10 protein-coding genes are annotated in these 15,724 nt (G+C 44.4%); 5 read left to right on the top strand and 5 right to left on the bottom strand.

Annotated elements, in window-relative coordinates:
- The first annotated feature begins 145 nt into the window (after positions 1-145).
- The 3 genes from L8106_RS05505 (at position 146) to L8106_RS05495 (ending at position 7,277) form a co-directional block, all read left to right on the top strand.
- Complete coding sequence (locus L8106_RS05505; protein ID WP_009783227.1) at positions 146-2,797, top strand: TIGR03960 family B12-binding radical SAM protein; 2,652 nt, start codon at positions 146-148, stop codon at positions 2,795-2,797.
- Positions 2,798-4,432: 1,635 nt separating this feature from the next.
- A complete protein-coding gene (locus tag L8106_RS05500; RefSeq protein ID WP_009783226.1) occupies positions 4,433-6,607 on the top strand; it encodes an Rne/Rng family ribonuclease in 2,175 nt (724 codons plus the stop codon).
- A 70-nt stretch (positions 6,608-6,677) separates the two neighbouring features.
- Positions 6,678-7,277, top strand: a complete 600-nt coding sequence (locus L8106_RS05495; protein WP_009783225.1) for a ribonuclease HII — start codon at positions 6,678-6,680, stop codon at positions 7,275-7,277.
- Here the strand turns inward: L8106_RS05495 and L8106_RS05490 are convergent, their stop codons facing one another.
- Entirely contained in the window at positions 7,278-7,865 is a 588-nt protein-coding gene (locus L8106_RS05490) for a DUF1997 domain-containing protein (RefSeq protein WP_009783224.1), read from the bottom strand.
- 419 nt (positions 7,866-8,284) lie between these two features.
- Between L8106_RS05490 and pheA the strand changes: the two genes are divergently transcribed.
- Complete coding sequence (gene pheA / locus L8106_RS05485; RefSeq protein WP_009783223.1) at positions 8,285-9,124, top strand: prephenate dehydratase; 840 nt, start codon at positions 8,285-8,287, stop codon at positions 9,122-9,124.
- Positions 9,125-9,272: 148 nt separating this feature from the next.
- The gene (locus L8106_RS05480; protein ID WP_009783222.1) at positions 9,273-10,670 is read left to right on the top strand and encodes a hypothetical protein; all 1,398 of its coding nucleotides are present in this window, start codon (positions 9,273-9,275) and stop codon (positions 10,668-10,670) included.
- A gap of 19 nt (positions 10,671-10,689) precedes the next feature.
- Here L8106_RS05480 and L8106_RS05475 read toward each other — a convergent pair whose 3' ends face one another.
- From L8106_RS05475 to fusA, 4 genes are all read right to left on the bottom strand, one after another.
- A complete protein-coding gene (locus L8106_RS05475) occupies positions 10,690-11,349 on the bottom strand; it encodes an LON peptidase substrate-binding domain-containing protein (RefSeq protein WP_009783221.1) in 660 nt (219 codons plus the stop codon).
- Positions 11,350-11,461: 112 nt separating this feature from the next.
- Positions 11,462-11,770 carry a 30S ribosomal protein S10 gene (gene rpsJ / locus L8106_RS05470; RefSeq protein ID WP_198012903.1) on the bottom strand — a complete coding sequence of 103 codons (309 nt, stop codon included), beginning with the start codon at positions 11,768-11,770 and terminating at the stop codon, positions 11,462-11,464.
- A gap of 406 nt (positions 11,771-12,176) precedes the next feature.
- A complete protein-coding gene (gene tuf / locus L8106_RS05465) occupies positions 12,177-13,406 on the bottom strand; it encodes an elongation factor Tu (RefSeq protein ID WP_009783219.1) in 1,230 nt (409 codons plus the stop codon).
- Between the two features lie 151 nt (positions 13,407-13,557).
- A complete protein-coding gene (gene fusA, locus L8106_RS05460; RefSeq protein ID WP_009783218.1) occupies positions 13,558-15,651 on the bottom strand; it encodes an elongation factor G in 2,094 nt (697 codons plus the stop codon).
- Between the last annotated feature and the right edge of the window lie 73 nt (positions 15,652-15,724).

Here is a 15,724-nt window from a genome sequence, read left to right as displayed (position 1 = left end):
TCGATAAGATAATAATGAAGAATCGTTAAGTAATCAATCAAAGTCAACAAAGAGTTTCACCCAAAAGATTGCTCCGCTAAAGTTGACTCAGGAATTTTCAATTCCCCCGTCCGATACCCGAAAGTGATGTAAAACGAGGTTTACAGTGCCAGTAGCAGTCGAAAAGCTCATTACCCCCGAAATTAATCAACCCGCTCGCTATTTAGGAAACGAGTTAGGTGCGAAACATAAGCCCTGGGACTCAGCCCAAGTCCATTGGGCATTGACCTATCCCGAAATCTACGAAGTGGGCGCCTCGAATTTAGGACATATTATTCTCTACAATATCCTCAACACTCAACCTCGGCAACTTTGCGATCGCGCCTATCTACCCGCCCCCGATCTCGCCGATAAACTCCGTCAAACCCAAACTCCCTTATTTGCCGTAGAGTCCCGTCGAGAACTCCAAGAATTTGACATTCTAGGCTTTAGTCTCAGCTATGAACTCGGGGCCACAAACATCCTGGAAATGCTCGCCTTAGCCGCCATTCCCCTCACCTGGAAAGAACGCCAAAACACTGACGGCAAAACTCCCCTTGGAGAATATCCCTTGATTTTTGCCGGGGGACAAACCGCCACTTCCAACCCGGAACCCTACGCCGACTTTTTTGACTTCATCGCTTTGGGGGATGGTGAAGAATTATTACCCGAAATTGGCTTAATTATCGAAGAAGGCAAGGCTAGCGGTTTAACTCGTGAAGACTTACTCCTCGACTTGGCTCAAGTTCCTGGGGTTTATGTACCGCAATTTTACGACATGGCAGCCGATGGTTCTGTACATCCGAACCGTCCTGATGTCCCCAAACGTATTCTCCGACGGGTAGCGACTCCCATGCCTGCCTACTCGATTACGATGGTACCCTACATCCAGACTGTCCATGATCGCCTCACAATGGAAATTAGACGGGGCTGCACAAGAGGCTGTCGCTTCTGTCAACCCGGAATGTTAACCCGTCCGGCGCGAGATGTGGAACCGGAACAAATTGTCGATGCCATTGAAAAAGGCATGAAAGCAACCGGATATAATGAGTTTTCCTTACTCTCGCTGAGTTGTTCTGATTATTTAGCCTTGCCCGCTTTAGGTTTGGAGGTGAAAAACCGCCTTAAAAATAAAAGTGTTTCTCTGTCTTTACCCAGTCAACGGGTTGATCGCTTTGATGAAAATATTGCCAATATTATCGGTGGGATGCGGCAGAGTAGCCTGACCTTTGCTCCAGAAGCCGGTACCCAACGAATGCGCGATATTGTTAACAAAGGGTTAACCAATGAAGAACTGTTACGAGGGGTAAAAACGGCTTACGAACAAGGTTGGGATAAGCTGAAACTGTACTTTATGATTGGTTTACCGGGTGAGACGGATGCCGATGTGTTGGGAATAGCCGAAACCGTGCGATGGTTGCAACGTCAATGTACTGCACCGAAGCGACGACGGCTAAATATTAACCTGACCATTTCTAACTTTACCCCGAAACCTCACACACCATTTCAGTGGCATTCGGTTTCTACGGCTGAGTTTGAACGCAAACAACAGTTACTTAAAGCCGAATTTCGCCGCATGAAAGGCATCAAAGCCAATTTTACTGATATCCGCATTTCCGCCATGGAAGATTTTGTCGGACGCAGCGATCGCCGTTTAGCCCCAGTTATACGCCGGGCTTGGGAACTTGGTGCCGGAATGGATGCTTGGTGGGAAAGCCAAGATCGGGCGTTTGCTGCTTGGACAGAGGCGATCGCAGAAGCGGGTATGAGTTGGAAATACCGACAAATTGAAAATGGCGAGTGGAATGTGATGGAGTTGGCTGACTCTGAAACAACAGACTCTCAACAGTTACTCGATCAACCTCTGCCTTGGGATCATATTGACACCGGAATTGACAAAAATTGGTTAAAAACTGATTTACAACGGGCTTTAGAAGCAGCGACTGTCCCGGATTGTTCTTTTGAAGGGTGTTCTCATTGTGGGGTTTGTGGGGTCGATTTTGGTCACAATATTGTGATAGAACCGCCACCCATTCCCCAGTTTTCCGGTCATTTTGTACCCGACTCTCAACGAGTTGAACGAATACGGGTGATTATGGGGAAACAGGGGGATATGGCTTTAGTGGGTCATCTCGATTTGATGAAACTGTTGGATCGCATGACCCGTCGGGCATCGCTTCCGATTTCGTTTACGGGGGGATATCATCCGAGTCCTCGGATTTATTCTGCGAATGCTTTAGCTTTGGGTGCAACCAGTAGTGGAGAAATTATCGAATTTGATCTGACGGAATCTATGGAAAAGTCAGTGTTTACAGAGATCTTAAAGGCTCATTTACCGGCTGATTTACCGATTTATCAAACAGAATGCTTGGATGTGAAGTCGCCAACTGCGTCTCAGTTTTTAGAAAAGGCGGAGTATTTGTTAACGTTCAGTTCGAGTCGTTCTGGCTTAGATCAACAGCAATGGCGGGGATGGCTAGCTGCAATTCTTGACAGTCAGGAGATGATTTACGAGAAAATCACAAAATCTGGTAAAACTCGATACATTAATTTACGCGAACAATTGTTTGAGTTAGAGTTAGTTGATTCATCTACTCGTTGTCATCCGGGAATACCAAATCTCGAGGACACGGAAACGGTAACTTTACGATCTGTCGGAGGTTGTCGTAATGATGGCACTCAACTCCGTCCAGAACAGATTCTCTATATGCTAGAACAGGTTAGCCAGGAGGAATTTCAACTGCTGCACATTCACCGGAGGCGCTTAATCCTTCAGTAATAATAGCGTAGAGCAAAACTCCGAGAGTGCCTTTGGGGGTCTATCTCGGAGGGCTGTTAACTAGATTTTATTCCCTTTGGAAAATAGCATCTCTTTTGTTGAATCAAAATAGATGTTATTATAAAATTTAGGGCTAAGGCTACAAGCGGTGACAATCTTTAGCTAGAGTCGCTTGTTTAGATCGGTGAGACAACCGAGACGAAGATGAACTCAACTGGGAAGGTTCTGGAAAAAAGCTGCCCTCCTACTTAGAGTGGGTCAGTTTAATCGGTATATCACCTGGGAAAAATTTTACACCGTTTTATCCAAGCAACCTCTGATGGGAGAACTTCATAGGGGTTGAGGTCAGAACCCCACAGAACTATTCTGTTTGGAGCGATTCGTCAAAACTTTGAGGATTGAACCAACAGATAGGTCTAAAATTCTAGTTAAAGGGTTCAGTTGATCGTTGTAGAATTTCTCAGTGCTGGTCGGATTTTTCCAGTATACAGACACGCGATTGCACGTCTCTACTGAAACTGGGGTTCATCTTAAAGCGTTGAAATTTACCTAAATTACTACGCCCAAAGAGTCGGTCATCCGATCATTGATCATGGCAAGAGGTAGCTAAGGGAATCGATGATCAATCGTAGAGTCAGTAGCAAAAGAAGTAGTCTTGAGCCTAAAATAGGGAATGTTTGAGTTTTCTAGACTAGCCTCTTGAGAAACTTAGTTTCTTAAGCGCGAAGCCCTTCTCGTCAGAGTACCGGAGAGTCTTGGGATTTTCTCGAGTGGAGCAACTTCGTCAGCAGAGAATATCAAACTTTCAAACCTTTAACCCTCATGAGAAACCGGGTTTATATTGCTGAAACTCGAGTTAAATTTGCTTAATAATGATGGGGCAAAATTTTTTCGTAGGGTAAGCAGTATATTGAGTGAGTGACCTGTTAAGCGTCCTTAAAGCCAAACGAACTCACCTCACTCCGCGAACAAGGAATGAGCAACAGATCGTTAAGGGATCAGTTAAGCAAACTCAGGAATGATTGTAATGTTAATTAATGTTAATCATTCTTTTTGCCACAAACCCTTGCAAAGTAGTATTCTTTTCTGATGGCAGCAGATTTAAACAGATGTTCAGAACCGTGAATTGTCAACCGGATCTCAATTAACAAAAAATGATTACCGTTTATCTCATGTCAACAAGCTAGTTTAGATCACAAGGAAGTACCTCAGTTGCACCATTTTGCTTGTCAAGAGACAAAGATGAATAGTGAGCAGAAAAAGCGAAAATCGGAGATCAGGAAACAGCGTGGTCTTGGGATCTGCCTAAGAAAAGCGACTGTCGCGGTGAGATCTCAGTTGAGTGATTTTTCAGTTTTAACGGATTCACTTTGTACGCTTGTTCGTCAAAATCTATGCTGCTTTAACTGGGCTTAATCCGTTTTTCCTGCTCAATATCTGTTTCAGTTTATTATTGTGGAAATGCTCTGTGAGCCGATTCAAATGGGTTATTCTCCCGTTCCGACTCAATCCATTAGAAGAAACATCATTTATCAACCCTTCTCCTGCGGAGACGCTTCGAGAACAACTCAAGTCAACATCCGAGGTACACGCAGCGTAGCTGCCTCTTGTGTTGCAAAGTTTTGAGGAAATTAGATGTCAAAACAAATTATCATTGCCGAACAGCATCGAATTGCGGCTGTTTTTTCCGAAGATCAAATTCAAGAACTCGTTGTTGCTACAGGAAGTCACCAAGTCAGTGATATTTATCTGGGAGTTGTTGAAAATGTCTTGCCTGGAATTGATGCCGCTTTTGTCAATATTGGGGATGCAGAACGAAATGGATTTATCCATGTTTCTGATCTCGGACCCCTACGACTGAAAAAATCTTCCGGTTCCATCACCGAATTATTAGCACCTCAACAGAAAGTGTTGGTGCAGGTGATGAAAGAACCCACCGGAACCAAAGGCCCGCGATTGACTGGAAATATCACCTTACCGGGGCGGTATTTAGTTCTGATGCCCTATGGACGGGGTGTCAATTTATCCCGTCGGATTCGCTCAGAAACCGAACGAAATCGCCTGAAAGCACTGGCAATTTTAATTAAACCCTCGGGAATGGGTTTACTGGTGCGAACAGAAGCCGAAGGTATGGCAGAAGATGCCATTTTAGAAGACCTAGAAAGCTTGCAAAAACAGTGGGAAAATGTTCAGCAGGAAGCCAGTTCCACTCGACCTCCCGCTTTACTCAATCGCGATGATGACTTTATTCAACGGGTATTGCGCGATATGTACAGTGGCGATGTCAATCGCATTGTTGTTGATGTTCATACCGGGATTAAGCGCGTCAAGCAACACTTGATGAATTGGAGTGTCGGTAAAGCACCCCAGGGCGTTTTGATCGATCACCACCGAGAACGCATTCCGATTCTAGAATATTTTCGGGTGAATGCGGCAATTCGCGAAGCTTTGCGACCTCGGGTTGATTTGCCTTCCGGGGGTTATATTGTGATTGAACCCACCGAAGCCTTAACGGTGATTGATGTCAACTCCGGTTCATTTACTCGTTCGGCGACTTCGCGAGAAACGGTGTTATGGACTAATTGTGAATCAGCGACCGAAATTGCCCGTCAGTTACGCTTACGCAATATTGCTGGGGTGATTATTGTCGATTTTATCGATATGGATTCACGCCGCGATCAGTTGCAAGTGCTAGAACATTTTAATAAAGTTCTCAAAGCCGACAAAGCTAGACCCCAAATTGCTCAATTGTCAGAGTTAGGATTAGTCGAGTTAACTCGCAAACGTCAAGGACAAAATATTTACGAGTTATTTGGTCGTCCTTGTCCGACTTGTAGCGGTTTGGGACATTTAGTTCACCTTCCGGGTGAGTTGGCAGAAGTTGAACTTCCAGAAAGCAGTATTAGTAGTAGTAGCAGTAGCAACAGTAGCAGTAGTGCAGAACGAATTGTCCTAACGCCTCGTAATAGCTTGTCTGTCAGTTCACCCGAGACAACAGAACAGCAACTTGCAAAAACCGTGATCTTGGATGCACCCCAAACTCGCTCAGAACCGGAAACAGTCGAGCTAGATGCGGTCAGCAATTTACAAGAATTAGAGCTAATTAACCATCCGAGTTATCAAGATCATACCGGAAGTAATGCTCGGCGGCGGCGACGGCGGCGAATTGGAGACTTGGATTCTTTGGTTCGCGAAGATGAACCCAGTCGTAATAATTTGCGCTTAACCCCAACCAGTGGATACAACGAAAATCGGTCTGAAATTCAATTATCGGAGGGATTACCTTCGAGGAGCGGATTAGCAGAACGAAGTCGCACGGCGAAATCAGAGACTCTCAAACCCACAACCGAACCGCCAGAAGTGGTTTCTGTTGAAATGACCACTGATGAACAGCAGATGTACGCGATGATGGGTATTTCTCCCCTGATGCTTTCTAGTCAAACCCCGAAAAATTCTAGAAATGTGATCGTAACCGTCTGTTTACCCGGAGAAGAACCGCCCGAACCCAAAGATATTTTAGAGGAAAATGAAGAAGAATTAATTGAGGTCAGTCCACCGAGTCCACCTGTACCTGCCCCTGTGGAGTTAATACTGAAGTTAGATTCTCCGACAGAGGTAAGCCAAGAGTCTATCGAGGAGTCTATCGAGGAGTCTATCGAAGAGTCTCCTGTCGAAGAAGAATTTTCCCCAACTCTCTCTTTCGCGATTTCAGAGGATTCAGACGAAGGGATGGATTTAGAGGATGATTCTGAAGAAGAGTCTTCCCCAAAACGTCGTCGCCGTCGCCGTTCTTCTGCAACCTCCGATTAGGATGATGATCAGTGGCTTCTACTCGGGAAGGAAACTGGGCAGGTGAAGTTCTCACAAATCGCAAAATTCTATGCCTCAATTGATTGCTGGTATTGATGAAGTTGGGCGGGGAGCTTTATTTGGCCCGGTTGTAGCAGGGGCTGTAATTTTATCAGATGAAGCTATTACAGCCTTAACTGCGGCAGGTGTGCGAGATAGCAAACAGTTACGGCCTCCCATGAGAAAGCGATTGGCGCAAGAGATTCGGGCGATGGCGTTATCTTGTCAAGTGGCGGTAGCCTCCGTACAAGAAATTGATCGGCTTAATATTCTCCAGGCGACCTTATTGGCGATGAAGCGGTCAATCCTGAAGTTAAAACCGCCTCCAGACTTATGTTTGATTGATGGGAATCAACCGATTCGGGATTTATTGATTCCCCAACAAACGGTGATTAAAGGGGATCAGACTTCAACCGTAATCGCCGCTGCCAGTATTGTGGCGAAGGTGTGGCGAGATGAATTAATTGTGCGTTTAGCGGACAAATATCGGGAGTATGATCTGAGTAATAACAAGGGATATGGAACAAAAAAACACCGACAAGCTTTACAACGCTATGGCCCGAGTCGTCAACATCGACTTTCATTTGCTCCCTGTCAACTCTCACTTCCTCTTGATTTAACTTTGCCCTAATCAGATGGTTTGACCTTCACCCGAGAGAACAGAATCAGGCTGATTGACTGAAGTTTCATTTTGTTCAGAAGCCCATTGACGATAATCACACAGCAGGTTGTGCATCAGTCTTTGTTTAATCGTCATCAGAACACTTTTGAGTAAGCCATTCCCAGTTGTTTCTAAAATCGATAGCGGTGTGAATTTTAAGGCAGGGGGTAATTCTACTTGAACTTCTAAGTTGGCTTGACCCGTCAGGTGAGTTGTACCTTCTTTCTGGCTTGGGGATAAACGTCCGACTAATTTTAGAGAAAAACGTTGATTAATATATTCGACTCCGCGAATTTCACAGCCTACCGATTTTAAGCCAATTGTTCCGTCTGCTAAAGCCCAAACTTTTAGGTCTACTGTCGGCTGGATCGTTAGCATTAGAAACGACAGAGGGCGCATTTTGAGCCGAAAAGTATCTTTGCTGAGTTGTTCTAACCGAGTTGGATCGGCTAAAGCATTCATTAAACGTCTGGGTTGACGCAAATAATGTTGAATCGGAATCTGCTGTTGCGGTACAGCCATTTCAACAGACTGAGTGGCGTTAAATTTAATTACCATAGAACTCTTAAAATTGAAAACTTTGTAAACTTATTTTAATTAATTTTAACAATTTGTGATGTGATCCGGATCAAAAGAAAAAGACCATTCAATAATCAAACCTTATAAATCCTTAATTCGGTCAGTTAATTGTCTCATCATATGGGTATAGATAATCAGTCTAAAGTAAAGAATTATAACGTCTTCTATCAACTGATCACCAACATCTGGAGAAAATAGAAATAATTTCCACCTTTCGGAGGAATATCTGAAAGTCTGACTTGATCAATTCAAATTGTAGTTTGACAAGGAAGGGAGAAAAATGGAGTAAAGACTTTTTCGTGAGCTAACGTCTGCTTTTCCCATTACAGATTCAGCTGACAATCGAAAACTCAAGTGAATTCGTAGCTTAACTATTTCTTGTTATCAAATTGATCAAAATGCAATTTTCTATCGCCCATTTAGGCCCTGCGGGAACCTATGCAGAAGCTGCCGCTACAGCCTACGTTCGACATCTAGTTGAGACTAAAGGCTTAAAATCTTCACTTTATCCCTATCCCAGCATTGCTCAAACCCTGTGGGCAGTGGCAAGGGGAGAAGTTGATTTAGGAGTAGTACCTGTAGAAAACTCCATTGAAGGTAGTGTCAGTATGACTTTAGATACACTCTGGCAAATCGATACACTCCAAATTCAGCAAGCTTTAGTCTTACCCATCTCCCATGCTTTGATTTCTCTAGCGAAACATCCACAAGAGATAGAAGTCGTTTATTCCCATCCTCAAGCCCTCGCTCAATGTCAGGAGTGGTTAAATCAAAATCTTCCCCAAGTCCAACAAATTGCCACCAATTCAACCACAGAAGCCCTACAACATTTAAACCAGAAGACAACTACCGGAGCCATTGCATCAGAACGAGCTGCTAGTTTATATCAGTTACCGATTTTAGCTCATCCGATTAATGATTATCCCGATAATTGTACTCGCTTTTGGGTGGTTAGTTTACAACCATCACCCGGAGGAAATTATACCTCTTTAGCCTTTAGTGTGCCGGAAAATAAGCCAGGTATTTTAGTTAAACCGTTACAGGTCTTTGCAGAACAAGGGATTAATATGAGTCGGATTGAGTCTCGTCCCACAAAGCGATTGCTCGGAGATTATTTGTTTTTTATTGATCTGGAAGCTAATACTTGTAATCAATCTGTAAAATCGGCTTTAGCTGAATTAGCAACTTATACGAAAACGCTGAAAATTTTTGGCAGCTATTCGATTGTGAACCGTTAATTAAAGTGAAGTGGGATTGATTTTGATTGGAGTCAAAAATCAGGAATGTCTGGGTATGAGCTTGTAATTCTTTTTATCTAGACCTGAGTAGAGACTGAGCGGATGAATATAAGTAGAGTTGTACATATTTTATCGTCGGATTTTAGAGATGTATCCTTCATTTCAAGGCATTCCGAATTTACCCGATTTAACCCATCCGAATGAGTTAATTAATTTTGGCTCTCAAATCGTTCAATTTTCTTGGAAGTTGGCGTTATTAGTTTTGGCGTTTGGCTTGGTGATGGCGGTGATTACTTGGTCGAATTCTCGTCAAGCTGAACCCTCTGTCGCCGCTATTCTTCAAGGAGAATTAGAACGCTATATTTTTGTGATTCAAAAGTTACCTCATTTTGGTTTGATTTTAGTGATTTTGGTGGGGGGATTTTTTTTGTGTTCAACGCTCGCCAATCGATATCATCACTGGGAACAACAAAAAGTGGCTCAAGTAGTGACAACGGTTTCAGGTGAACGGCTGGAACAAGCAGCGCCTCAAGTGCGTTATCAGGTAGAAGAAACTTATACAAACTATCGCTGGGTTGATAATCAACAAATTGAGGAAGAAGCAACCCGGAAAGTGGATCGGTTTTTGGCGATCGCAGGTTCCCAAATTCAAGTTAAAATTGATCAAGCAACGGATCCGGCGACTCGTCAATGGTTGTATAGTGTGGACTTTGAAGCCGAATATCAAGTTGTAAACCGACTCAGTGATATTGAGCAGTTTTTCTTTGAAGTTCGTCCCCCTTTTGGATATAAGATCCTCCAAAATTTTCAAGTCGAAAAAGAGGGAAAAGCATTGGTATCGGTTAATCCGGGAGACTATGGGTTTCCATTTCGTTTAGCGCCTGGAGAAACAACTCGGTTTCGGGTAACGTATCAAGCCCAAGGTGCGCCTCGTTGGGTGTATGAACCGATGGGACAACTGTTGTCTAATTTTCGCCTAACCGTAAACGCCAATTTTCCCAATGCTGATTTTGCGGGAGTTCTCCCGACAGTGACCCAGGATAAGGAACGTTTACGAGAGTTAACTTGGATTTTTGAGGGAAATGTTTCTGTGCGTAATCCGTTAGGTGTTTTTACCGCTACTGATCCGGTGACGGATACAGGAATTTTACCGCGTCTGCTGTTGTTAGCTCCGGCAATCTTTTTGTGGTGGATTCTGTTGTTGAATTTGTCATTACCCTTGAGCTTGAGAGATGTTGCGATCGCAGCGGGTATTTTCTTTGCTTGTTTACTGACTCTGACCTACAGCAGTCGTTTGATCGATGCTAAACTGGCTTTTGCTCTGATTTATCCGATTTTAATCGTTTTGGTCTGGGGACTTGGAAAACATCGTCAAGCATCTCTAGCGGCTGTGATTTGCACGATCGCAGGGGTCGCTTTACCAATATTCGGTTTATTGATTCCCTACAGCGGCTTAACCCTAAGTTTAGCAGGACTGCTATCCGGAGGTTGGTTAGCAGTCCAAAGTTGGTACAAGCTCTGGAATTGTGAAGTCTCACAAAATTAACAAGTTTTCAGGAGTTCACTTAGTTGGGATCGACAGGATTTTCAAAGGTATCTTTGAGAACGGTTTTAGCCGCTAAGTGACTACGAGTTGAACCCAAGATTTCCGCTTCCCGTTCTAAACGAGCTGAGGTATCTTGCATTTCTAAAAGAGCTTGTTGCTCTGCGGGTACACCATAGAGGTTACTCGCCACCCAGTAGGACAGTTCTGTTGGTAAACTGGGAATATCTTCTGGGAGCTTGATGCTTTGATCCATCAGCTTACTAGAGAGGCGAACGACATCTCGCAGCAAGCCTTCAACTTCCGTTGCTAAAGGTTTAAGATCTTGTTGGGGGGGAACGTCTTCTATCCATTCAACCAACCCAACTAAATAGGGTTTTTCTCGAACAGCTTCTAAAACGCGAAATCGTTGCTGTCCCAGGGTGATCATTTTGATGCGATCATCGGGTAAACGCTGATGCTGAATGATTTCAGCACAACACCCGACAGAAGCGACTTTACCTTGAGTCGGATCAAACATCACAACCCCAAAGCGACTATCGCTTTCGAGGATAGTGTTGATCATAATCCGATAACGAAACTCAAAAATATGCAACGGCAGAGGTATGGCGGGAAATAGAACCACTTCTGGGAGTGGAAACAGGGGAAGTTCTCGAACTGCTATTGAGGAAGATGATGCCATTGTCCGTTTATGGTGTGCGCTTCTTTTATTTTACTTTAACGGATTTCTTTCCCCTGTTCCTCCGTGATGGCTATATTTTCGAGCAGCGTACTGTAAAATTGACGGATTGGGCCTAAAGCTTGACTTCAATATCCACACCCGCCGGTAAATCCAATTTCATCAAAGCATCAATGGTTTTAGAAGAAGGCTGATAGATGTCAATGATGCGGCGATGAGTACGAGTTTCAAAATGTTCTCGTGAATCTTTATCAACGTGAGGAGAACGAAGCACACAATAAATGCGTCGTTTTGTTGGTAAAGGAATAGGGCCGATTGCGGTTGCCCCTGTGCGGTTGGCTGTATCGACAATTTTTTCACAAGATGTATCCAGCAGACGACGATCAAATGCTTTGAGACGGATACGAATTTTTTGCTGTTGAATAGTAGCCATTGGGTTTTGAGTTTTCCAGGTTCGGTTTAAGTTTTTAGCGACTTCTGTTTTCAAGATGTTACCCAAAACGGGTAAAATACTCATCCCTAGAACATTTGAGTATTCTGACCACACAAAGCTCTGACTTGTTAACAAGCATGACAGTTTTTTTGTCTGCTTTTGAAGTCAGAAATAGTGATCAGAATCGTTTTCTTCTGGTCTAATTCATCGGTTTAAAACGGTTTAAGTTAACAACCGATCAACTTCCAAATTGAAGAAAATCATTCCATTTTAATATTTTCACAATATCGAGTAGAACCTCACGGGGATAAACAGCCCGCCTGAGTTACCACTGTACGAATTAACGCAATTGGTTAAAGACGAGCTGTTTTCTTTGATCAGTGTTTATAGGCCGTGCCTACTTCACAATTTTCGACACAACTCCCGCACCGATAGTCCGTCCTCCTTCACGAATTGCAAAGCGCATTCCCTGCTCAATTGCAATTGGAGTAATTAGAGTCACGTTCATTTTAATCCGGTCTCCCGGCATGACCATTTCTACATTGGAACCATCATCAGCAGTGTAGCTGTCAATTGTACCCGTTACATCCGTGGTTCGCACGTAGAATTGAGGACGATAGCCAGAAAAGAAGGGTGTATGACGACCACCTTCTTCTTTTTTGAGAACATAAACCTCAGACTCAAATTGAGTATGAGGGGTAATACTACCGGGTTTAGCGAGTACCATACCCCGAGCGATATCGGCTTTTTGCAGACCCCGTAGCAACAATCCAACGTTATCTCCAGCCATTCCTTCGTCGAGGATTTTCTGGAACATTTCTACACCCGTTACAGTTGTGCTACGAGTATCTCTGATGCCGACCAACTCAACGGTTTCACCCACCTTGACTTTACCCCGTTCAATCCGGCCCGTGGCGACAGTACCCCGACCTGTGATAGAGAAGACATCTTCTACCGCCATTAGGAAAGGCTTATCAATCGCACGTTCGGGTGTGGGGATGTATTCATCGACGTTATCCATCAGCGCGTAGATCTTATCAACCCACTGATTATCACCCTTGGCGATTTTAGGATTTTCAACCATCGCTTCTACAGCCAGCAGAGCCGAACCCGAAACAATGGGGATATCATCGCCTGGAAAATCATAGGAACTCAGCAATTCCCGCACTTCTAATTCAACCAGTTCGAGTAACTCTTCGTCATCAACTTGGTCTTGCTTATTGAGGAAAACCACAAGGCTCGGAACACCCACCTGCCGAGCAAGTAGAATATGTTCCCGAGTTTGAGGCATGGGGCCGTCAGCCGCAGAAACCACCAAGATCGCTCCATCCATTTGAGCTGCTCCCGTGATCATGTTTTTCACATAATCTGCGTGTCCGGGGCAATCTACGTGAGCATAGTGACGACTGCCCGTTTCGTACTCTACGTGAGCAGTGTTGATGGTAATTCCCCGAGCTTTTTCTTCAGGAGCCGCATCAATATCTTCATATTTACGGGCTTTGGCTCCACCACCTGCTGCCAATGTCATGGTGATAGCAGCAGTCAGAGTGGTTTTACCATGGTCAACGTGACCAATTGTACCAATGTTAACGTGAGGTTTGTTCCGTTCAAATTTTGCGCGTGCCATATCCTACTTGATCTTTGATTCGAGATGTTAGATGTTGAATAATTGAGGCTAAAACCTGATCACTCTAGATTGAGTCTGGGGGAGCAGAAGGCGACAAGGAGTTAATCTGTATTTTATCTCCTCACCTGCACTTCTTGCCCCCTTTCAACTATTATTCCCCTTTACTCTTGGCAATAATAGTTTCAGCCACACTGCGAGGAACTTCATCATAATGGCTAAATTCCATTGAGAATATTCCTCGTCCTTGGGTATTTGACCGAATATCAGTCGCATAACCAAACATTTCCGCTAAAGGAACTTTTGCCGTTACCTTCGCCAGACCTTGTGACTGATCCGTTTCCTGAGCCTCGATCTGGCCGCGACGGGAGTTGAGATCACCGATGACAGTACCGATAAAATCATCTGGGACTTCTACTTCGACCTTCATCATTGGCTCAAGCAGCACAGGTGAGGCTTTCTGAACTCCTTGTTTGATTGCCATCGAACCTGCAATCTTAAAAGCCATTTCAGAGGAGTCTACATCGTGATAGGAACCATCGACTAATGTCGCTTTGACATCAATCAATGGATATCCGGCAATTACACCCGATTCACAGGCTTCTTTCATTCCTTCTGCTGCCGGGTTAATATATTCTTTCGGAACAGAACCCCCGACAATTTTGGAAATAAATTCAAAGCCGCTTCCCGATTCACCCGGTTCAAGTTCAATGACGACATGGCCGTATTGACCTTTACCTCCACTCTGACGGATAAACTTACCCTCAGTTTTAACGGCTTTGCGAATGGTTTCCCGATAGGCAACCTGGGGGGCGCCCACGTTCGCTTCGACCTTAAACTCCCGTAACATCCGGTCTACTAGAATCTCTAAGTGGAGTTCTCCCATCCCCGCAATTACGGTTTGGTTGGTCTCCGAATCAATAGACACTCGGAAAGTGGGATCTTCCTCTGACAGAGATTGCAGAGCCTTGGATAGCTTCTCCATATCCTGTTTGGTTTTGGGTTCGACCGCCACCGAAATTACAGGTTCTGGGATAAACAAAGATTCCAAAATAATCGGAGAGCTATCATCACATAGCGTATCTCCAGTCAGGGTATCTTTAAGACCTAAAGCGGCTCCCAAGTCTCCTGCTCGCAGTTCATCAACTTCAATGCGATCATCTGCTTTCAACACAATCAGACGAGAAATACGTTCTTTCTTGTCTTTAGATGAGTTGTAAACATAACTTCCTTTCTGAAGAACTCCAGAGTAGACCCGCACAAAGGTCAAACGACCATAGGGATCAGCCATAATCTTGAAAGCGAGTGCAGACAAGGGGGCTTCGTCATTGGCCGGACGTTCTTCTTCTTCTCCACTTGGAAGTGTACCTTTAATCGCTGGTACTTCGGTCGGAGCCGGTAGGTAATCGACCACACAATCCAACAACCGTTGTACGCCTCTGTTTTTAAAGGCAGAACCGCACAAGATTGGGACAATGGTTCCGGCAATAGTTGCCTTACGAATTGCAGCGCGAATTTCTTCCTCTGTCGGGAGTTCGCCACCTTCTAGGGCACCGAGGTACTTTTCCATCATGGCTTCATCACATTCAGCCAAAGATTCCAGCATTTTTTCGCGATACTCCTCGACGAGATCTTTGACCTCATCGGGAATTTCATCACTTTCCTGGATATCTGTACCTAAGTCATTGGTGTAGATGTATGTTTTCATCGCCACCAAGTCTACAAGTCCCCGGAAGTCACTTTCACTACCAATCGGAACTTGAATCGGAACGGCGTTGGCTCTCAAGCGATCACGAACTTGTTCGTAAACCTTGAAAAAGTTGGAGCCTGTGCGATCCATTTTGTTCACGAATGCAATCCGAGGAACTTTGTAGCGTTCTGCTTGTCGCCAAACGGTTTCGGATTGGGGCTGAACACCACCGACAGAGCAAAAGACGGCAATTACTCCATCTAACACTCGCATTGAACGTTCGACTTCAATCGTGAAATCAACGTGACCCGGAGTGTCAATGATATTGATGCGATGATCTCTCCAACTGGTACTGATAGCGGCAGCCGTGATCGTGATACCACGCTCCCGCTCTTGAGCCATCCAGTCAGTAACCGCAGTACCATCGTGGACTTCACCCATTTTATGAACCACACCTGAATAAAATAAAATCCGTTCAGTTGTGGTTGTCTTGCCCGCATCGATGTGGGCTGCAATACCAATATTACGTACTCTCTCAAGCGGGATAGTACGTGCCACAGCTACCTCCTTTTTAAGCCTTCATTAAGATTCTATCTGTTTGCGGAAATCACTGCTATCCCCACCTCATTCA

Origin of the sequence: Lyngbya sp. PCC 8106, from assembly GCF_000169095.1 — a bacterium.
Classification (GTDB): Bacteria; Cyanobacteriota; Cyanobacteriia; order Cyanobacteriales; family Microcoleaceae; genus Capilliphycus.
This window is presented reverse-complemented; position numbering and strand designations above follow the sequence as displayed.

Excerpts from the sequence above, each read along its gene's own strand:
- L8106_RS05490 (WP_009783224.1), bottom strand. The coding sequence starts at position 7,865 with ATGGTAATTAAATTTAACGCCACTCAGTCTGTTGAAATGGCTGTACCG.
- pheA (WP_009783223.1), top strand. The coding sequence starts at position 8,285 with ATGCAATTTTCTATCGCCCATTTAGGCCCTGCGGGAACCTATGCAGAA.
- L8106_RS05475 (WP_009783221.1), bottom strand. The coding sequence starts at position 11,349 with ATGGCATCATCTTCCTCAATAGCAGTTCGAGAACTTCCCCTGTTTCCA.
- L8106_RS05495 (WP_009783225.1), top strand. The coding sequence starts at position 6,678 with ATGCCTCAATTGATTGCTGGTATTGATGAAGTTGGGCGGGGAGCTTTA.
- L8106_RS05480 (WP_009783222.1), top strand. The coding sequence starts at position 9,273 with ATGTATCCTTCATTTCAAGGCATTCCGAATTTACCCGATTTAACCCAT.
- L8106_RS05500 (WP_009783226.1), top strand. The coding sequence starts at position 4,433 with ATGTCAAAACAAATTATCATTGCCGAACAGCATCGAATTGCGGCTGTT.
- tuf (WP_009783219.1), bottom strand. The coding sequence starts at position 13,406 with ATGGCACGCGCAAAATTTGAACGGAACAAACCTCACGTTAACATTGGT.